The sequence below is a fragment of the Aeromonas intestinalis genome (assembly GCF_054052485.1).
On the sequence record NZ_JBSTYK010000001.1, the window covers coordinates 433,088 to 452,394 of the forward strand.

Consider the following 19,307-nt stretch of genomic DNA (forward strand, 5'->3'; position numbering starts at 1 on the left):
TCCGCTCTATGTTCGGTTTTTTCACATAGTAAGGAGTTTGGCTACGGGGTGCAAAAACTCTGCGTGCAACCGCCAATCTGCTGATAAGTCGACACAATCCCGCAGCTCGTTTCACATTTTTTCCCCTCTCGCACTGGTCAAGGGCGGGGCCGGATCAGTACACTGCCCTCCATTGCCGCCATGAGGCCGCCCACATTGTTAACAGGAGTCCACATGCTCGACTATCAGGCCCCCCGGGCACTGCTCAAGGACAAGGTCATTCTGGTGACGGGTGCCGGTGACGGCATCGGCCGGGAAGCGGCCCTCACCTACGCGGCCCACGGCGCCACCGTGATCCTGCTCGGGCGCACCAGCGCCAAGCTGGAGGCCGTCTACGACCAGATTGAAGCGGCCGGCCACCCCCTGCCTGCCATCGTGCCGGTGGATCTCAAAGGCGCCACTAAGAGCCACTACCTCGGTATGGCCGAGACCTTCGCCCAGCAGTTCGGCCGTCTCGACGGCGTGCTGTTCAACGCCGGCTTGCTCGGCACCTTGTCGCCCTTCGAGCAGATCCCCGAGCAGGAGTGGGACGAGGTGATGCAGGTCAACGTCAAGTCCGAGTTCCTGCTGACCCAGGCCCTGTTGCCCCTCATTCGCCAGACCGCGAAGACGCACGGTGATGCCTCCATCGTCTACACCTCTTCCAGCGTGGGTCGCAAGGGTCGTGCCTACTGGGGCACCTATGCCATCTCCAAGTTTGCCATCGAGGGGATGATGGAGGTGCTGGCGGACGAGCTGGAAAATACTGCGGTGCGGGTCAACACCCTGAACCCGGGCGGCACCCGCACCAGGATGCGGGCCAGCGCCTTCCCGGCAGAAGATCCCCAGACGCTGAAGACACCGGCCGACCTGATGCCGCTCTATCTCTATCTGATGGGCAGCGACAGCCGGGGCAAGACCGGGCAGACCTTCGTGGCCCAACCCAAATAAATCAACAAACTAGGCAAATGGGGTTACAGTCAATGAGGGCAACAACGGACTCTGTTGCCCCCATCCTCCCCTGACAGGTTGAACTATGTTTCGTCCCAAGAGCACGTTTGAGCAATGGCGGATTTTTCAGGCCGTGGTGGACTGCGGCGGTTATGCTCAGGCCGCCGAGGCACTGAACAAGAGCCAATCATCCCTCAATCATGCGGTGGCCAAGCTGCAGCAGAGTCTGGGGGTGGCCCTGCTGGAAGTGCGGGGGCGCAAGGCCGTCCTGACGCCGTCCGGGGAGATCTTCCTCAAACGGGCCCGTCAGCTCAGCCAGCAGGTGGAAGAGCTCGAGAATCTGGCCAACAACCTGGAGCGGCAATGGGAGCCGCAGATCAATCTGTATGTCTCGGCCCTGCAGCCCAGGGAGCGCCTCTACCGCGCCCTGGCCAGCTTCTCCCCCCGCAGCCGCGGTTGCCGCATCAACCTGCACGAGCGTATCCACTGCCATTTCAACGCCTTGCAAGTCGGGGATCTGATGCTTTCCGAACATCTGCCTCAGGATCGCACCGGCCTGCCCCTGGACGAGGTCTGCCTGCTGCCCTTGTGTGCGGCCGGCCATCCCCTCGCCAGCCATGAGGTGCCCGTCACCGCCGAACAGCTCGGCAACCACCACCAGATCAGCCTGCACCCGCCGATCCACCGCTCGGTGGACTGGAACGATGCGGACGACACCGGCTGGAAGGCGACCCACTACCACGAGGTGCTCAGCATGCTGCGCCTCGGTCTCGGTTACGCCTGGGTGCCACGCCACCTGGTGCGCGGTGAACTCGCCGACGGCAGCCTGGTCCAGCTCAATCTGGAAGATGGCAGCGAGCGCTACCTATATACCTACCTGCTCACCCCCTCGGTGGACGCGCTGGGGCCGGCAGCCGAGTTGCTGCTGCGCTGCCTGCGCAACGAATATCAGCAAGGCGAGCGCGGCAAGTAAGCCTTAGACGTTCGGCACCCGCCAGCAGGCGGCCAGTGCCGCCAGTGCCAGGGCCGTGGCCACCATGAAGACCCCGTGGAAACTCCAGATCTCCGCCACAGTCCCGGCGATGGCTCCCGCCATGATGGATCCGGTGCGGATGCTGTTGGCAAACAGGGTGGTCGCCACCCCGGCCCGGCCCGGCATCAGATCCTGGAAATAGGACATGCCGATCCCGGCCACGATGCCGATGAAGATGGCGTTGAGCAGTTGCAGAGCGATCAGCGCCGTCTGGCTCGACAACGTCACCAGCCCCACGTAGAAGCCCACCCCCGCCAACACCGCCACCAGCATCATGGGACGCTTGCCAAAACGGCGGGTGTAGTAGCCAGCCAGCAGCATGAAGGGGATCTCCAGCGCCGCTGCCGTCCCCATCAGGATGCCCGCCAGTTTCTCCTCCAGCCCCAGTTCGCGGGTGATGTAGAGGGGCATGTTGATGAGATACATGCTGTTGCAGGTCCACATCAGGGTGGAGGCGATGAAGAGCGCCCTCACCGAAGGCATTCGCCAGCTGCTGACTCGCTCCTGCTCTCCTCCCGGCTTGGGGAGCGGCAGGGAGGGCAGCCAGCGCCAGACCACGAAGGCGCAGAGCAGGTAGGCAAAGGCAGAGGCCAGGTACATCACCTCGAAGCCATAACCGATGGCCAGCGCGAAGGCCGCCGGCGGGCCGATGACCCAGGCCAGGGAGAACTGGGCTCGCAGCACGGAGCTGAACATGTCGGCCCGCTTGTTGCGGCTGTCGGCATATTCGCGCGCCAGGGCGAACAGCTGCGGGCTGGCGGTGGCCGTCAGGCTCGCCAGCACCACCCCCAGGCTCACCAGCAGCCAGTATTGCCGGTTCCAGGCGAACAACAGGGAGAGCACGATGCCGGCGAAGCAGCAGCGCAGGATCAGCTGCTTGCGATCCCCCTTGTTGTCGGATCGATGACCGAGCCATTGGCTGATGAGGATGCCGATAACGGCGTTGATCGTATAGAAGAGCCCCACCAGGAAGGGGCGTACCTGCACCTCCTCGGCGAGAAACAGACTCAAAGTGGGCACCTGCAGGGCCACCGCGACCCCGGTTATGAAGGTTACCGCCAGGAAAGAGAGGGAGACGGGATCCGGCCTCTGGCGGACAGATGTCAGCAAACGCATGAGAGATACCATTGATATGGAAGAGAAAACGTCGCCAGAGAACGGCGGGAGCATAGAATAACGGCAGCTATCTTATGCCATTATCAACAGGCATCTCAAGGCTTGCGAGGCCGGGCCCGAGCCCGTACATTGAAAGCCCATTGGCCAGCACAAGGATTTCACATGTTTGATTTTGATCGGGAGATAGATCGCCGCCACACCATGAGCGCGAAATGGGACAAATACAAAACCCAGGATGTCTTGCCCATGTGGGTGGCCGATACCGACTTTGCCTCTCCCCCCGCCGTCATCGAGGCACTCACCCAGCGGGTTGCGCACGGTATCTTCGGCTACTCTCGGCCCTCTCCCCGTCTGATTGAACTCATCCAGGATCGGCTGCAGACTCGCTATGATTGGGCCATCGAGCCCGAATGGATCGTCTTCCTGCCGGGCGTGGTGCCGGGCCTGAACCTGGCTTGCAAGGCCTGGAGCCAGCACGGCCGTGGCATCATCACCCCCAAGCCCGTCTATTACCCCTTCCTGCAAGCCCCCGGCTTCAACGATCGCCCCCTGCTCACCGTCCCCATGGTGGAAGAGGCCGGTCGCTGGGTGCTGGATCTGGAGGAATTGGAGCGACAAGCCCCGAGCGCAGACCTGCTGCTGCTCTGCAACCCCCACAATCCGGGGGGAACCGTCTTCACCCGTGAGGAGCTGCTGGCCATCGATGTCATCGCCGAACGCCACAACCTGGTGATCTGTTCGGACGAGATCCACTGCGATCTGCTGCTGGACAAGAGTGCTCGCCACATTCCCTATGGCGCCCTCAGCCCGCAGGCTGCCGAACGCAGTGCCGTCATGATGGCGCCGAGCAAGACCTTCAATATCGCCGGGCTCTGCTGCTCCTTCGCGGTGATCCCGAATGCCAGGCTGCGCCTCAAGCTGCAACAGGCCATGCGCGGCATCAGTGCCGACGTCAACCTGCTGGGATTCGTGGCGGCGGAGGCGGCCTACGAGGGGGGAGAGCCCTGGCTCGTGGAACAACTCGACTATCTGAGGGCCAACCTAGCGTTAATAGAAGAGGCAGTGGCCCGCTGGCCCGGCGTCACCTTGGCTCGCCATCAGGCGACCTACCTCGCCTGGCTCGACGTGAGCGGCCTCGGTCTGGATGATCCCATCGCCTTCTTCGAGCAGGCAGGTGTCGGCCTCTCACCGGGTACCCAGTTCGGGGACAGTCACTTCGTGCGCCTCAACTTTGGTTGCACCCGGGCGACCCTCGTCGAGGCGCTGGCCCGTATGGAAAAAGCCATACTCCGGCACAACCGCTGATGGGACAGGCGCCGACACCGGCGCCCGACCTCCATGGCGAAAGCCATTTTTCCCCATATCTGGTATAGATAAGGTGTGACTCATGACGGGATGGGCTGGGCTCATCCCTTTTTATCCGCCATTGATCCGGTTTCCTATGCACCCACGACTCCCGCGCCGACTCCTGACACTGCCCCGACTCGCCCTGCCCTGGCTGGCGGCCATGCTGGCATTGCCGCTCGCCGCCTCCCCCGCCTATCTCACCATAGGCACAGGGACGCTCAATGGGGTCTACTACCCCACGGGAGGTGCCATCTGTCGCCTGCTCAATGCCGACAGCGCCACCCACGGGGTCCATTGCAGCGTGCAGAGCACCTCGGGCTCCCTGGCCAATCTGGCCGCCCTGGCCAAGGGAGAGGTCCAGCTCGCGCTGGTGCAGTCGGATGTGCTCTATCACGCGGTGCACAGCACAGGCCCCTTCGCGGGCAAGGCACCCGACGAGACCCTGCGCAGCCTGTTCCGGCTGCATCAGGAGCCCCTGACCCTGCTGGCCAGCGCCACCAGCAACATCAACACCCTGGCCGATATCGAGGGCAAACGGGTCGATCTGGGGGCCCCCGACTCCGGGGACAGGGTCACCAGCCAGGCACTGCTGGAAGCCATGGGCTGGCAGGAGAGCAGCTTCGCGCCGCCCCCCGCCGCCGCGCCGGGCAACCGGCTGGAAGGGCTGTGCAACGGCACCCTGGATGCCGCCCTGCTGGTCGCCGGCCACCCCAATCAGGGGATAGGGGATCTGACCGGGCGCTGCAAGGCGCGCCTCATTCCCATCGAAGGGGAACAGATAGACAACCTGCTCAAGCAGCATCCCTATTACCAGCGTGGCCGCATCGGTGCCAACCTCTATCCGGGGCAGATGGGCAGCGTCAGCACCTTCACCGTGACCGCCGAACTGGTGGCCGAGGCCAGCCTCCCCGACGAGACGGTGCGCACGGTGCGAGACGTGCTCAGCAACCAATTGCAGCAGTTCACCCGCTTGCACCCGGCCCTGACCACCCTGACACCGGAATCCATGCAGGCGGGGGCCATCATCCCGCTCCACCCGGGCATGCAGGATGCCCCGTCGACCCCGACCCTGGCTCCTGAATCCCTGGCCCCATCGGACACGGCGACCACGGGTGAAGCCCAGACTCCCTCACCGGAAGGGTCGCCCGCCACCGCCCATGAGCAAGCCGGTGGTGCCACCCTGCCCACGGCATCGGGGGCGACAGGCACAGATCCGGATGCCGCCAAGGTGCTGGAAGGGGCCGCCGTGAGCCAGGGTGCCCCCCTGGCCGATGGTGGCCTGACCGCTCCCCCTGCGACCGAGGGGACAGAGCAAGAAACCGCGCCTGCTCCCTCATCTGCCGTGCCCGCCTCCCCGGCGCAGCCCCCTGCACTTGACGCCCCTGCCAGTGGCGCCGTCACCACCAGCCCGGCACCGGCAACCCCCGCCCAGTGAGCAGACCGATAAGACGCAAAGGCCACCCTCAGGTGGCCTTTTTCATGACGACGCCTTGGACTCCCGGTCTCACTCCCGGGGAGACGGCCCCAGCGCTGGTCCCTGAATTGCCTCTTCGACCCAGTGCAACAGTTGCTTGATGGCCCGGGAGAGCACCTGATTCTGGCGCACCACATACCCCAGGCTGGTGCCGGGGAAGTCGGTCAGCCGGGTGACGGGGGCGCTCAGCTTGAGGCGCGGGTGGAGGGAGAAGTCCGGCACTATGGCCACCCCGAAGCACGCCTCCGCCCAGTCGAGCTGGGCATCCACGCTGCCCACCTCCATGATGCGGCAACTCGGCAGCCCCAGCAGGGGCAGGGAAGGGTCGATCAGCGCCCGGGTACGGGTGTCGTGGCCCAGCAAGATGAGGGTGGGTTCGTCCTGCGGATCGCTCTCACCGGCCTGGCTACGGGCCTGCCAGCGTGCCAGCCCGTCCCCCAGGGCGCACCAGGTCACCTGTTGCAGCTCGGTATAGGAGAGCGGCTCGCTGCGCTTTTGCGCCATCACGAAGCCAAGATCCGCCCGCCCCGTCTTGACCAGCTCGGCGGCCTGATCCGAGGTGGTGTTGAACAGGGTGAGATCGATGCCCGGGAAGGTCTGCTTGAAGCGCTGGAACGGCTGGATCAGCAAGAGCCGTGACAGAATGTCGCTGGCGGCGATGGCCAGGGTGCCCTGGCTGTGCTGGTTGAGGGCATTGAGATCGGACTGGCAGAGCTGCAACTCGTTGATGGCGCGCTCGGCGCTTTGCAGCAATCGCTCCCCCGCCTGGGTGAGGCGAAAGGGGCTGCGCTCGATGAGCTTGACCCGGGTCGCCTGCTCCAGGTTCTTGAGGTGCAGGCTGACATTGGGCTGGGTCATGTGCAATTCGGTGGCGGTCTGGCCGAAGTGCTGCAGACGGGCCAGGGTGACGAAGGTATTCAACCAGTGGATATCCAGCATGGGTCGCTCTCGTTTGCCGTTGACGCACGAGGTGCGTCCTGACGGGCATTGCCGATAAAGTGACCTGGATTATATGCCTTCCTTATTGGAACTATAAAGATAATTAATTTTTCTAATCCACCCCGGCCTCCTAGGATGAACGCCTAACGTCTTAGGAGAATGAGTCATGTCGTCTATCGTAGTCGTAGGTGCTAACTGGGGTGATGAAGGCAAGGGCCGCATCGTCGATTATCTGGCCGGTGAATCCGCCGCCAGCATCCGCTTCCAGGGCGGCAACAACGCCGGCCACACCGTGGTCAACGATCTCGGCACCTTCAAGCTGCACCAGCTGCCGAGCGGCGTCTTCAACCCGGATTGCCTGGTTGTCCTCGGCCCTGGCATGGTCATCAGCCCCGAGCCCCTCACCAAGGAACTGGCCGAAGTGAAGGCCGCCGGCGTGACTCCCAAGCTCGCCATTTCCGACAGAGCCACCTTCTGCCTGCCGATCCACGCCCTGGAAGACACTTTGGAAGAAGTACGTCTGGGTGACGGTGCCTATGGCTCCACCCGTCAGGGCATTGCCCCGGCTTACGGTGATCGGGTCATGAAAAAGGCGATTCTGGTCGGCTGGCTGAAACAGCCGGACGTACTGGTCGAGCGCATCCAGTTCTTCCTCGACTGGAAACTGCCGCAGCTCAAAGCCCTCTACCCGAGCTTCGAGTTCAAGCAGACCGCCCAGGAGATGGCCGACTGGCTGCTGGAAGTGTCCGCCTCCTGGCGCGATGCCATCTGCAACGTCAGCGAGCCGCTCAAGGCGATCCAGGCCCAGAACGGCACCCTGCTGTTCGAAGCCCAGCTGGGCGCCGGCCGTGACCTCATCTACGGCGAATACCCCTGGGTGACCTCCTCCCACGTTTCCGGCGCCTACGCCGGTATCGGTGGCGGCCTGCCGGCCCTGCGCCCCGAGCGCGTCATCGCCGTGGCCAAGGCGTTCAGCACCTCGGTCGGTACCGGCACCCTGATCACCGCCATGGAGAATCAGGAAGAGTTCCGCAAGTTTGCCAACGAGTTCGGCGCCACCACCGGCCGTCCCCGTGACATCGGCTACTTCGATGCGGTCGCCACCAAGCAGGGTCTGGAGATCCAGGCGGCCAACGAGATCGCCCTGACCAAGCTGGACTGCCTCTCCGGCATGCCGGATCTGAAGATCTGCGTCGCCTACGAAGGTGCCCACACCGAGAACCCGATCTGGCCACAGACTGCCGGTCTCAAGCCGGTGTACGAGTCCATGGAAGCCTGGAGCGAAGACATCTCCCACATCCGCAAGTTCGAAGACCTGCCCAAGGCAGCCCAGCACTATGTGCTGCGTATCGAAGCTCTGCTGGGTGTTCCTGTGCCCATGGTCTCCGTAGGCCCGGGTCGCGATCAGATGATCCTGCGCTAAGCAGCACGATCGTCTCGCAGCAAGATATCAAAGCCGGCCTCCTCGAGGCCGGTTTTTTTTATGGCTTCAGTCCCTCTCCGGGACGTTTTCCGCTTTCCCCTCACCCCTGCTTCACCCTGCCGTTTTGCCCCTCTCCCTACCCATGTCGGCCTGCTCATCCTCTCTTGGCTACACGCCGAGAGTAAAACAGTTACTAAAATAACCATTCTGTAACAGCATGTAACCAGGTGATCCACCTCACACAGTCCCGCTTGAGAAGTGTGACGCAGCGCCAAAACTTCCCGACTCTTTGCCCTAAAATGACCAACGCAAACGATTTCACTAAAAATAAGATAAAAAAACACCTTCTTTAACCTACAAAAACGTAATTGGAGTGTTCCGATGTTTCGTAAAAGTTTACTTTCCATCGCCCTCGGCGTCGCCCTGTTTGGCCTCACCGCCTGCAACGGCAATGATTCCAGTGCCCCGACCACAGCCACCCCGACCCTGGCCGGCCAGTACCAGGATGTGATCGACCGCAGCGGCACCCCGCTCCAGTTCCGAGATTTCGACAGCTACGCCAACCTCAAATACAACCCGCTGCTGGATCTGGGGGCCTGGCACGGCTTCCTGCTGCCCGCCAGCGAAAACGAATGGGGCGGCTTCACCGGCCCCATGGTGATCGCCGAGGAGTACAGCCTGTTCTTCGCAAGCGAGCTGGACAAGCTGACCCTGAGCGATGAGGACGGCCGCCAATATCCGCTCACCACCGCCAGCAAGCACGACATCCACGCCATCCCGGGGGCACTCATCCAGCGCTTCGAGTTCGAACCCTTCACCCTGGAGCTGGAGCTGCGCTACGGCGATGCCCGCACGGCGCTGGTTCGCACCCGATTCATCAACAAGCAGGACGCGCCGCTGACCCTCAACCTCAGCTGGCAGGGGGAACTGCTCCAGCAGTGGGATGCCAAGAAGACGGTGGCCGAGCAGTACCCGGACTGGACTCGCACCATCAGCCAGAACGAGCGGGGGGTCGAGTTCCAGTTCGGCGAGCTGCGCAGCACCTGGAACATGATGCAAAGCGGCAGCGCCCGTTATCGCATCGATCGCACCCTGCCGACCCGCACCACCCTGGATGAGAAGGCACTTGGCTATGTGAGCGAGGCCAGCCTCACCCTGGCCGCCAAGGGCCAGCAGGATCTGTTCACCCTGCAGAGCTATGTGCACTCGAGCGATGAGGCGAACCGCTTCGAGCAGAGCCGCCAGGCCCTGCTCGCCAACCCCGCCCGCTATTTCGACGACTCCATCCACCGCTGGGAAGGATATCTGGAGCGCGGCCTCTCCAATCAGGGGATCAGCGAGTCCGAGCGACGCATCGCGGTCAAGGCGATGGAGACCCTCAACGGCAACTGGCGATCCTCGGCCGGGGCCATCCTGCACGACGGGGTGACGCCGTCCAACACCGCCCGCTGGTTTGACGGCATCTGGGCCTGGGACAGCTGGAAACAGGTCTACGCCATGGCCCACTTCAACCCTGAGGTGGCCAAGAACAACGTGCGGGCCATGTATGACTACCAGATCCAGCCCGATGATCCTGTACGCCCCCAGGACGCCGGCATGGTGATCGACGCCGTCTTCTACAACAAGCTCACCGATCGGGGCGGTGACGGCGGCAACTGGAACGAGCGGGATACCAAGCCACCTCTCTCCGCCTGGGCCATCTGGGAGGTTTACAGCGCGACCCAGGACAAGGCCTTCATCGCCGAGATGTATCCCAAACTCCAGGCCTACCACGACTGGTGGTATCGAGCGCGGGACAACAACCACAACGGCATCATCGAATACGGCGCCACCCGCCACGTCGAGCAAAACGACGAGTTCGGCAACATCACCTTCAAGGTGCAGTACGCCAGCGTGCCAGCCGGGATTGACCTGTCCAGCTGCACCGCCGAGGGGGATGGCTGGTACGCCTGCGCCGGCATGCCGCTCTACCAGCAGGTATTGAGCGTCGGCGGTTACAGCGACATGGACATCGGGGCCCAGCACGGCGCCGGCTGGGAGTCCGGCATGGACAACGCCGCCCGCTTCGGCTTCATCGAGCAGGATCAGTTGCAGCGCTACGCCGACAAGACCTATGGCGGGGATCTGGCCAAGGCTCGCCAGGACTGGAACGTCGCCTTCTTCGAGAACCACGAGGATGACGGCAGCCTCATCGGCTTCTCCATCGATCAGGAGTCAGTGGAGCTCAACGCCTTCCTCGCCAAGGAGAAGCGCATCCTGGCGGACATGGCGGATCTGCTCGGCAAGCCGGATGAGGCAAGCCGCTACCGCGAAGGCGCCAGCCAGCTCGCCGGTTACATCAATACCTGCCTGTTCGATGAGGCTTCCGGCTTCTATTACGATCGCCAGATCCATCAAGGGGACGTGGCGGACGCCAACGGCTGCGTCGGCAAGCTGCTGACTGCCCGCGGCCGTGGCCCGGAAGGCTGGAGCCCGCTCTGGGCCGAGGTGGCGGATAAAGAAAAAGCCGCGCGGGTGCGCGAGGTGATGCTGAGCAGCGGCGAGTTCAATACCAAGGTGCCGCTCGGCACGGCGGCGCTGACCAACCCGGCCTATGACCCCAACATCTACTGGCGTGGCCGGGTCTGGCTGGATCAGTTCTACTTCGGGGTGAAGGGGCTGGAGAACTACGGCTATCGCAGCGATGCCCAGGCGCTGGTCAACAAGCTGTTTGCCAATGCCGAGGGGCTGGCGGGCAGCGGCCCCATCCGCGAGAACTACAACCCGGAGACCGGCGCCATGCAGGGGGCCAGCAACTTCAGCTGGAGCTCGGCCCACCTCTACATGCTCTATCGCAACTTCCTGAAAAAAGAGGGCTGATCCCAAGCGATCATCAGCCAACAAAAAGGCCTCCAGATGGAGGCCTTTTTTATCGGGAGGGTCGCTCTTACTTGACGGTGACCCGGGCAAACTTGCGCTTGCCGACCTGATAGACGGCGGTGCTGGCACCGATCAGCGCCTTGCCATCGTCCAGCTTGTCGCCGTCACGCTTGACCGCGCCCTGCTTGATCATGCGCAGCGCCTCGGAGGTGGTCTCCACCAGACCGGCCTCTTTGAGCAGGTTGGCAATGGGCAGGCCTTCCCCTTCCAGGGCCAGCTCGACCTCCGGCATCTCGTCCGGGATGGCGTTCTTGGAGAAGCGCTGGGTGAAGTCTTCGTGGGCCGCTTCGGCCGCCGCGGCGTCGTGATAGCGGGTGATGATCTCCTTGGCCAGCCAGATCTTCACGTCACGCGGGTTCAGGGTCCCGGCTTTGATCCCGGCCTTGAAGCCCTCGATCTCGGTGAGCGGGCGGAAGGAGAGCAGCTCGTAGTAGTTCCACATCAGATCGTCGGTGATGGACATGATCTTGCCGAACATCTCGCCCGGGGCATCGTGCACGCCGATGTAGTTGGCGGCGGACTTGGACATCTTCTTGACGCCATCCAGACCCACCAGCAGCGGCATCATCAGCACGCACTGGGTCGCCATGCCGGCGTCTTTTTGCAGCTCGCGGCCCATCAGCAGGTTGAACTTCTGATCGGTACCGCCGAGCTCCACGTCCGCCTTCAGCGCGACCGAGTCATAGCCTTGCAGCAGCGGGTAGAGGAATTCGTGAATGGCGATGGACTGGCCGCCGGAATAGCGCTTCTTGAAGTCGTCGCGCTCCATCATGCGGGCCACGGTCTGCTTGGCCGCCAGCTTGATCATGCCGGTCGCGCCCAGCTCTTTCAGCCAGGTGGAGTTGTACTCGATGCGGGTCTTCGCGGGATCCAGGATCTTGAACGCCTGCTCCGCATAGGTGAGGGCGTTGTGCTTGATGGCCTCTTCGGAGAGCGGCGGACGAGTAGCGTTCTTGCCGGAGGGGTCCCCCACCATGGCGGTGAAGTCGCCGATCAGCAGGATGATCTCGTGCCCCAGATCCTGGAAGGTCTTCAACTTGTTGAGGATCACGGTGTGGCCGAGGTGAATGTCGGGAGCCGTCGGATCCATCCCCAGCTTGATGCGCAGCGGACGCCCTTCCTTCAACTTGGCGACCAGTTCTTCTTCCACCAGAATTTCTTCCGCTCCGCGCTTGATCTCGGCTAGCGCCACCTCGAGCTGGGACATTTTTTGACTCTCCAATCACGATTCCACAGGGCCAGACATATTACTGGAATGGCGGGCCAATTGGAAAGGCTGTAAAATCTGCCACTCTTTCTCCTCTCGACCTGCTGCCTCGATGATTATTTGGAACGCCTTCAACTCTCTTCCTACCTGGCACCGCAAGATGGTGCTGATCCTGAGCATCATGGTGATGATGCTGGCAGCCTGGCCAAGCGAACAGGCGGTGGCGACCCGGGTCGATGAGGCGCCCGCCCTCGACACCGCAGCCCTCAGCGAGGGGGAAGCCCAACCCCAGGCATTGGCACTGCAGCCCCCCAAGCCGAGTTATGTCACCCGCCAGGTCAAGGTGCGCAGGGGTGACAACATGGGGGTGATCTTCCAGCGCCTCGGCCTGAGCACCACGGATCTGCATCTCATCGATCAGCTCGATGAGGCCAACACCCTGCGCATGCTGCAACCGGGTCAGGAACTCACCTTCAAGCTCACCCGAAGCGGCGAGCTGCACAGCCTCTATTACCCCCACAGCCTGGAACAGGCCCTCAAGGTGAGCCGCAAGGCCGAAGGCTTCGTGGCAAGGCCGGTCAAACTCGAACTCGACACCCGCGAGCAGGTGGCCAGCGGCGAAATCCGCTCCAGCTTCTGGGGGGCCGCCGCCGAAGCCGGCATGACCGAGGATCAGATCATGGACCTGGCCGCCATCTTCGGCTGGGACATCGACTTCGCCCAGGACTTGCAGCCGGGGGACAGCTTTCGGGTGGTCTATCAGGACAAGTATCAGGATGACGAGCGGGTCGCCTCCGGCGATATCCTGGCCGCCGAGTTCATCAACCAGGGGGCCATCTACCGCGCCATCTTGAACGAGGATGGCAACTACTACACCCCGGAAGGCAAGGCGATGCGCAAGAGCTTCCTGCGCGCGCCGGTCAACTTCAAATACATCAGCTCCAACTTCAATCCGCGTCGCCTGCATCCGGTCACCGGCAAGGTACGCCCCCACAATGGCATCGACTATGTGGCGCCGGTGGGCACCCCCATCATGGCGGCGGGCAGCGGCAGCGTGGTGGCGGCCGGTTACAACCAGTTCAACGGCAACTATGTCTTCATCAAGCACGCCGGCAACTATGTGACCAAGTACCTGCACCTCTCCAAGCGCACGGTGAACAAGGGCCAGCGGGTCAAGCAGGGGCAGACCATCGGTCTTCTGGGCGGCACCGGTCGGGTCACGGGCCCGCACCTGCACTATGAATTCGTGGTGGGGGGCGTGCACAAGAACCCCCGTACCCTGACCCTGCCCCAGGCAGAGACCCTCAGCGGCCGGGCACTGGCCAACTTCAAGGCCGAGAGTCGGCCCCAGCTCGCCAAACTCGACGGTGGCGAGCTGCAACTGGCGCAGCACAAGCAGGACAATGACGACATCTAGCCCTGATGGCGGGCCAAGGAGTGTGGAATGAGTGAGCGTTATATCGGATTGATGTCCGGCACCAGCCTCGACGGCATCGATGCGGTGCTGATCGAAGCGAATGGCGACGGGCTGCGGGTCGAGTCGGCCCTCTGCCACCCCTGGCCCGCCGACACCGCCCGCGAGCTGCACGCCCTCTGTACCCCGGGTGATAACGAAATCGATCGCATGGGAGTGGCGGACAACCTGGTGGCACGGGAGTTTGCCGCGGCCACCCAGGCGCTGCTCGCCAAGGCCGGGCTCAGCCCCGCCGACATTCGCGCCATCGGCTCCCACGGCCAGACCATTCGCCATCGTCCCCAGCTCGGCTTTACCCTGCAAATCGGCAACGCGGCCCTGTTGGCGGCCCTCACCGGCATCGACGTCATCAGTGATTTTCGCACCGCCGACATGGCCCTCGGCGGTCAGGGAGCGCCGCTGGTGCCCGCCTTCCATCAGGCGCTGTTCGCTCAACCGGGGGCCTTGCGGGTGGTGCTCAACCTCGGTGGCATCGCCAATATCTCGGTACTGCCGGGCGCGGCTGACGGCGCTGGAGTCTACGGCTTCGACACCGGCCCCGCCAACACCCTGCTCGATGGCTGGTATCGCCGCCATCACCCGGCAGGCGGGGACTACGACGCAGGCGGCCAATGGGGGGCCAGCGGTACCCTGCACCCGACCTTGCTCGCGCAGCTGCTGAGCCACCCCTACTTCGTCGCCCCCTGGCCCAAGAGCACGGGGCGGGAGATGTTCACCCTCGACTGGCTGGACGGCGAGCTGGCAGGTCAGAACCATGCCCCTGCCGACGTGCAGCGCACCCTGCAGGCGCTGACCTGCCACAGCATCGCCAGTCAGCTCCCCCCCCTTGAAAGCGGCGAGAGTGGCGAGCTCTTTGTCTGCGGCGGCGGCGCCCACAACGACCCGCTGCTGGCCGAACTCGCGGCGCTCCTGCCCCAGTGGCGCATTGCCAGCACGGCAACGCTCGGGCTCGCCCCCGACTGGGTGGAAGGAGCCGCCTTCGCCTGGCTGGCAAAGCGCTTCATTCACCGCGAGCCGGGCAATCTGCCCGCAGTCACCGGCGCCAGCCGCCCCACGGTATTGGGCGCCCTCTATCCCGCCTGAGCAATATCTGCCTCTGCCTCAATCCCGGGAGGGCACACAGCCCTCCTGCCCTCTTAGTGCCGGTGTCGGCACCCCAGCCGTTCATGTCTCGGTCACGGGATAGGCGGTGCCTTGAAGCGGTGCCGTACTTTCTTGCAGCTCAAGCAAATCCGTAGCACAGCTCAAGCGATGTGATGAGACTGATGTTTTCAGGCCACTTGTTCAGGCACTCGCCTCCCCTCGTCACCCGCCCGCAGCAGGCTCTGACGACCGAGCCAATAGCCCTGCAGATAGCCGGATTCGAGCTTGGAGAGATCCTGGGTAAAGCGGGAGACCGGAAAATCGGTCGGCGGCGCTATCACCTCAATCTCGCAATCAGCGGGGGGATGGGCGATGAAATCCAGAGCACGGTTGTAGGAGCGATCCCGCTCCAGCATGGCCTGCGCCAGTGCCGGTTGGGTTTTCAACAGCGCCTTCACCATCCAGCAGAATTTGGGGGGCTTCTTGCGATAGCCGTAGGGCTCGGACAACACCACCGTCATCCGGCGCACACCGCGACGATAGGCCTCTATCACAGGGATGGAGTCGCTGATCCCGCCATCGGCCATGGGACGACCATCGACACAGGGCGTACCGTGCTGAACCACCGGCAGCGCACAGGTGGCGGTCAGCACCTCGTCCATGTTATCGGGTCGCACCGGCAGGTAGGCGGCGGCCCCCGTGCTCACGTCGGTGGCGACCGCATAGAAGGCGATCTGGCGAGCGCAGAAAGCCTCGAGATCCAGCGGGAAACGATGGCGACTGGTGTGCCACAGCCAACTGATATCCACCAGGTCGCCCCCTTTCACGAAACGCAGGGGATCGAGGAAATCACTGCTGCAGGCCAGCTCTGTGATGATGTGATGGCTGCGGCGCGGCTGCTCGCTCAGGTAGGAGACCAGGTTGGTGGCGCCTGCCGACACCCCCATCACCAGATCAAAGGGGTAGTACCGGCTTTCGACGAAGGCATCGAGTACACCGCTGGCAAAGATGCCGCGCATCGCGCCGCCCTCGACGATCAGAGCAGCAGAGTGGGAACTGGACATGGCAAGGCTCCGTCATCGGCAATGGGCGCAGGGTCTGACCCTGCCCAGTGATGGGCGCCTTCATGCAAAACACCAAGACGCCGCAGCGGGGCGGCTCAGGCAAGCAGTGGGTGGGGAGAGGCGCTGCAAACCCGAGATTGTGAAGCAGGTCACAGTATATGCAGTGCTACTACCATCAAAAAATGAATTTAAATAATAAAAAACATGTGATTTTGGAATGATTTATGGACTGGTGCTGGGCTGACCAACCCCATCAGTTGCGCCACCTGCACGGCCGCGAGACTCAATCCCGGTCGGAAGGTTATTTAGGGAGTATCGTGGCCCTGGCTGGCGGCCAATCTTCCTATAGGAGTTGCGGGCTTGGTCGATCGCCGCCGAGAAACCTTGCCACTTATATATTGATGAGGCGCTTTAGCTCCATCGCCTGTGCCTTGAAGAGGTCATAGTCGGCGTCATGGCGGCTCCTGGCCACCGTGATCCACTGCACGCCGGTTTCATCGCTGTGAGCAAACTCGATGCGAAACTCGTATTTCGCACAGGATAGCAGTGCCATCAATGCTCCCGCGACGAAAGCCACCAGAGGTAGAAAGAGGACGAGCAGCGCACTCTTTGCCTGCTCTTCGGTGGGAATAAAATAGAAGAGCACGCTGGAGGTCACCAGGCCCAGCAATACCATCTTGCGCAGATGATCTTTCCAGCTCAGCGTCCTCACCTCAACTCCCTTTATTTTATTCAGGTCATATCCGTCGTTGTTGATCTGCAATCTGTTGTCTGACTGCCGGATGGAAATAGCACACGCCATGATGAATACCCCTGGATGCGAAAAGCATACGGCAATCTGTCTCCTGTCTTGAGATGACCATTTCGCCGGCGCTGATGAAGATGGAATGGGTGACCCTATCGGCACTGAGCAGACAGTCATTACCCATACGAGTCACATGCGGCAAATAGTACCGAATGGCGCCAAATTACCAAGGGCATTGAAGAAAAATAGCGACCGGGGTCAAATTCGAGTGCCCTGCGCCCCCTATGGGGCGCATCACACCGTACAGACACGCTCCCGGCGACGATGGCGGTATAGCGACACGCCCTCCATCCAGTCGCGGGAGGCACACATCGAGCGGCTTGTGAGATACACCGTTGGCTGGCAAGAGGCGCTCCTGATCAGAGCGCCTCGCGCACTCCGCGTCCCTAGAAGGCCCACCTCAGGAAGCGGCTCACCTGGCGCTTGACCGGCGCGCAGAGCGGGGGCTTGGGGGGCACCAGGTTGATCTCGGCGCGGCCGACTCTGGCCTCACCCCGCTGCAGGATCTGCAGATAATGGGGATGATGGCGCTGGATAAACAGGGACACCTGATAGGCCCAGGGCTTGGGCACGCCCCAGAGGGTGCTGGCCAGGGCGCCGACGATGCAGAAGAAGGCGGGCTCGCGCAGCCCCATCTTGATGCCGTTCTCCAGCGCCTCTTTGAGGGAGCTCGAATGGGCGATGCAGGTCATGATGTTGACCATGAAATCCACGTAGTCCGCTTCCCCCCCGTTGCCGACCCGGGCCACCAGCTCGGGCTCGGGTCCAAAGCCAAACTGGTGGCCGATGTTCTCCAGCACGGCGTTGCGCTGGCGAATGACCTTGGCATAGAACATCAGCATGGCGGTGCAGTCGAGCACCTGGCACAGCACATCGTGGTGAGGGTGGGTTTTGGTGGGACGCGGGGTGGTCAGCAGGGCAATCTCTTCCGAGATGGCGAGCAGGCCGATGGGCACCGCCGTGCTGATGAAGGAGAGATCGATGGCGACCTCCAGATCCTGGCTGCCCTCCATCTGGGCGATGACCACATGTTCGGCAAACAGGCGGCGCTGACGCTCGATAAAGGCGCCATAGACCAGGGATCGGTACTTCTTCTGGGGATAGGGGGTATCGAGCAGGGTCTCCATGGTCATGATGGCGGCACCGGCACGGCCACGCAGCTGGTAATCCGGCGCCAGGGGGAAGTGTTTGCCAAGACGGGGGGGCGGCCTGAGGGTACAGGTTCGACAGTACATATCACCCAATATATAACCCAGCATAAATCCTCCACAGTCAGCTCATGATGATCACGGGCGCCGCTGCTGGAGAGTCTCTACTTGTGCGTCCAGTCGCCCCGTCGGGGGTGCTAGCGGCACAGCTAATATTATGATTAATAACAAGTTCAAAAAGCGATCCCCCTCCCATTTGAGCCACTTATTAACTTTTTAGTCAAAAAGTGTGAACTGGATGGCCTGTCGAGCGCGCCCCGGCAGCGGCTCCGTTGACCCCCATGGGCTGATCAGATGAAGGGAGCCACGCCCGGATGCCACCCTGGATGAGCGTCAGCGCCTCAGCAGGCGAGCGAGGAAATAGGCCACCACGAGCAGGGGCCAGAGGGAGAGCCACTGCCCCGGCAGCAGCCACAGCAGGGATAGCGAGGCTATCGTGCCGGCCAACAGCCCTGCCAGCGCCCCGCGGAGATGGCCGAGGGGGGCTCCCAGCCGAAAGTGACGGTCAAGACGGGAGAGCGTCAACAAACCGAGGCAACCGAGCAGCAAGGCGGCGCCCAGCAGCAGGGAAATGGTACCCCCCTCGCGGCCCATGCCAAGCAGGGCCGCCAAACCCATCAGCAGAAAAATGGGGCTCATCAGGGCGGTGGGCAACAACACCGACCACCAGACGAGGCCATAGAGGAGGGAGCGATTCATATCGATTTTTTGAACCCCATCAGCGATAAACACTGCCTTTCATCACCATGGCAGGTGTCATGGCATGCATCACCGTCACTGTTCGATGGTTAATGCCATAAACAGACTGTTGGGATCTGGCTGGTAATCCCCAAAGGGCTCGCAGTCCACAAAGCCGTGCTTGCGATAGAGGCCATGGGCCGGGGTGAAGAAGGCCATGGAGCCGGTTTCCAGCTTCAGCGTGCGATAGCCCCTGCCCCGCGCGATGGCAATCAGGTGCTGCAAGATGGCCGAGCCCACTCCCCTGCCCCTGGCTGCGCCGTGCACTCGCATGGATTTGATCTCCCCGCCGTCGGCGTCAAGCTCCTTGATGGCGCCGCAGCCCACCAGGGTCTGCTCGTCATAGGCGGACCAGAAGGTGATGGCCGGTGCCCTGAGCCCGTCGAGATCCAGCGCATGCTTGCTCTCTGGCGGCGAGACGGCGCGCATGTCATCCAGATGGGCCTGCAAAAAAGCGGCTATCTCGGGGCCGTCGAGCCTGTCGATGACGATTTCCATGAAATGAACT

Annotated in this window: 16 protein-coding genes; 8 read left to right on the forward strand and 8 right to left on the reverse strand. The window is 62.7% G+C overall.

What is annotated here, in order from left to right:
* Window positions 1–213 precede the first annotated feature (213 nt).
* Both ACW5W7_RS01990 and ACW5W7_RS01995 read left to right on the forward strand, forming a co-directional pair.
* On the forward strand, window positions 214–969 hold the full coding sequence (locus ACW5W7_RS01990) for a YciK family oxidoreductase (protein WP_456500598.1): 756 nt from the start codon (window positions 214–216) through the stop codon (window positions 967–969).
* A gap of 85 nt (window positions 970–1,054) precedes the next feature.
* Window positions 1,055–1,942 carry a LysR substrate-binding domain-containing protein gene (locus tag ACW5W7_RS01995; protein WP_434663481.1) on the forward strand — a complete coding sequence of 296 codons (888 nt, stop codon included), beginning with the start codon at window positions 1,055–1,057 and terminating at the stop codon, window positions 1,940–1,942.
* A gap of 3 nt (window positions 1,943–1,945) precedes the next feature.
* On the opposite strand, the gene ACW5W7_RS02000 is transcribed toward ACW5W7_RS01995, so the two are convergent.
* Complete coding sequence (locus tag ACW5W7_RS02000) at window positions 1,946–3,118, reverse strand: MFS transporter (RefSeq protein WP_456500599.1); 1,173 nt, start codon at window positions 3,116–3,118, stop codon at window positions 1,946–1,948.
* Between the two features lie 162 nt (window positions 3,119–3,280).
* On the opposite strand from ACW5W7_RS02000, the gene ACW5W7_RS02005 reads away from it, so the two are divergent.
* Both ACW5W7_RS02005 and ACW5W7_RS02010 read left to right on the forward strand, forming a co-directional pair.
* The gene (locus ACW5W7_RS02005) at window positions 3,281–4,423 is read left to right on the forward strand and encodes a MalY/PatB family protein (protein WP_456500600.1); all 1,143 of its coding nucleotides are present in this window, start codon (window positions 3,281–3,283) and stop codon (window positions 4,421–4,423) included.
* Between the two features lie 136 nt (window positions 4,424–4,559).
* Entirely contained in the window at window positions 4,560–5,900 is a 1,341-nt protein-coding gene (locus ACW5W7_RS02010; protein ID WP_456500601.1) for a TAXI family TRAP transporter solute-binding subunit, read from the forward strand.
* Between the two features lie 69 nt (window positions 5,901–5,969).
* On the opposite strand, the gene ACW5W7_RS02015 is transcribed toward ACW5W7_RS02010, so the two are convergent.
* Entirely contained in the window at window positions 5,970–6,878 is a 909-nt protein-coding gene (locus ACW5W7_RS02015; RefSeq protein WP_456500602.1) for a LysR family transcriptional regulator, read from the reverse strand.
* A 166-nt stretch (window positions 6,879–7,044) separates the two neighbouring features.
* Between ACW5W7_RS02015 and ACW5W7_RS02020 the strand changes: the two genes are divergently transcribed.
* A complete protein-coding gene (locus ACW5W7_RS02020; RefSeq protein ID WP_349918911.1) occupies window positions 7,045–8,301 on the forward strand; it encodes an adenylosuccinate synthetase in 1,257 nt (418 codons plus the stop codon).
* A gap of 381 nt (window positions 8,302–8,682) precedes the next feature.
* The gene (gene ygjK / locus ACW5W7_RS02025) at window positions 8,683–11,160 is read left to right on the forward strand and encodes an alpha-glucosidase (RefSeq protein ID WP_456500603.1); all 2,478 of its coding nucleotides are present in this window, start codon (window positions 8,683–8,685) and stop codon (window positions 11,158–11,160) included.
* Window positions 11,161–11,227: 67 nt separating this feature from the next.
* Here the strand turns inward: ygjK and tyrS are convergent, their stop codons facing one another.
* A complete protein-coding gene (tyrS, locus tag ACW5W7_RS02030; RefSeq protein ID WP_456500604.1) occupies window positions 11,228–12,427 on the reverse strand; it encodes a tyrosine--tRNA ligase in 1,200 nt (399 codons plus the stop codon).
* 112 nt (window positions 12,428–12,539) lie between these two features.
* Here tyrS and ACW5W7_RS02035 point away from each other — a divergent pair, with 112 nt between their 5' ends.
* Both ACW5W7_RS02035 and ACW5W7_RS02040 read left to right on the forward strand, forming a co-directional pair.
* Window positions 12,540–13,844 (forward strand): peptidoglycan DD-metalloendopeptidase family protein, encoded by a 1,305-nt coding sequence (locus ACW5W7_RS02035; RefSeq protein ID WP_456500605.1) that lies wholly within the window; start codon window positions 12,540–12,542, stop codon window positions 13,842–13,844.
* A gap of 27 nt (window positions 13,845–13,871) precedes the next feature.
* Entirely contained in the window at window positions 13,872–14,984 is a 1,113-nt protein-coding gene (locus ACW5W7_RS02040; RefSeq protein ID WP_456500606.1) for an anhydro-N-acetylmuramic acid kinase, read from the forward strand.
* Between the two features lie 188 nt (window positions 14,985–15,172).
* Here ACW5W7_RS02040 and ACW5W7_RS02045 read toward each other — a convergent pair whose 3' ends face one another.
* The 5 genes from ACW5W7_RS02045 to ACW5W7_RS02065 form a co-directional block, all read right to left on the reverse strand.
* Window positions 15,173–16,048 carry a patatin-like phospholipase family protein gene (locus ACW5W7_RS02045; RefSeq protein WP_456500607.1) on the reverse strand — a complete coding sequence of 292 codons (876 nt, stop codon included), beginning with the start codon at window positions 16,046–16,048 and terminating at the stop codon, window positions 15,173–15,175.
* 391 nt (window positions 16,049–16,439) lie between these two features.
* Window positions 16,440–16,850: a hypothetical protein gene (locus ACW5W7_RS02050; RefSeq protein WP_456500608.1), complete on the reverse strand. Its 411-nt coding sequence runs from the start codon at window positions 16,848–16,850 to the stop codon at window positions 16,440–16,442.
* Window positions 16,851–17,239: 389 nt separating this feature from the next.
* A complete protein-coding gene (locus ACW5W7_RS02055) occupies window positions 17,240–18,112 on the reverse strand; it encodes a hypothetical protein (RefSeq protein WP_456500609.1) in 873 nt (290 codons plus the stop codon).
* Window positions 18,113–18,394: 282 nt separating this feature from the next.
* Window positions 18,395–18,760, reverse strand: a complete 366-nt coding sequence (locus ACW5W7_RS02060) for a hypothetical protein (protein WP_434663492.1) — start codon at window positions 18,758–18,760, stop codon at window positions 18,395–18,397.
* A gap of 75 nt (window positions 18,761–18,835) precedes the next feature.
* Complete coding sequence (locus tag ACW5W7_RS02065; protein WP_434663495.1) at window positions 18,836–19,297, reverse strand: GNAT family N-acetyltransferase; 462 nt, start codon at window positions 19,295–19,297, stop codon at window positions 18,836–18,838.
* Window positions 19,298–19,307: the final 10 nt, after the last annotated feature.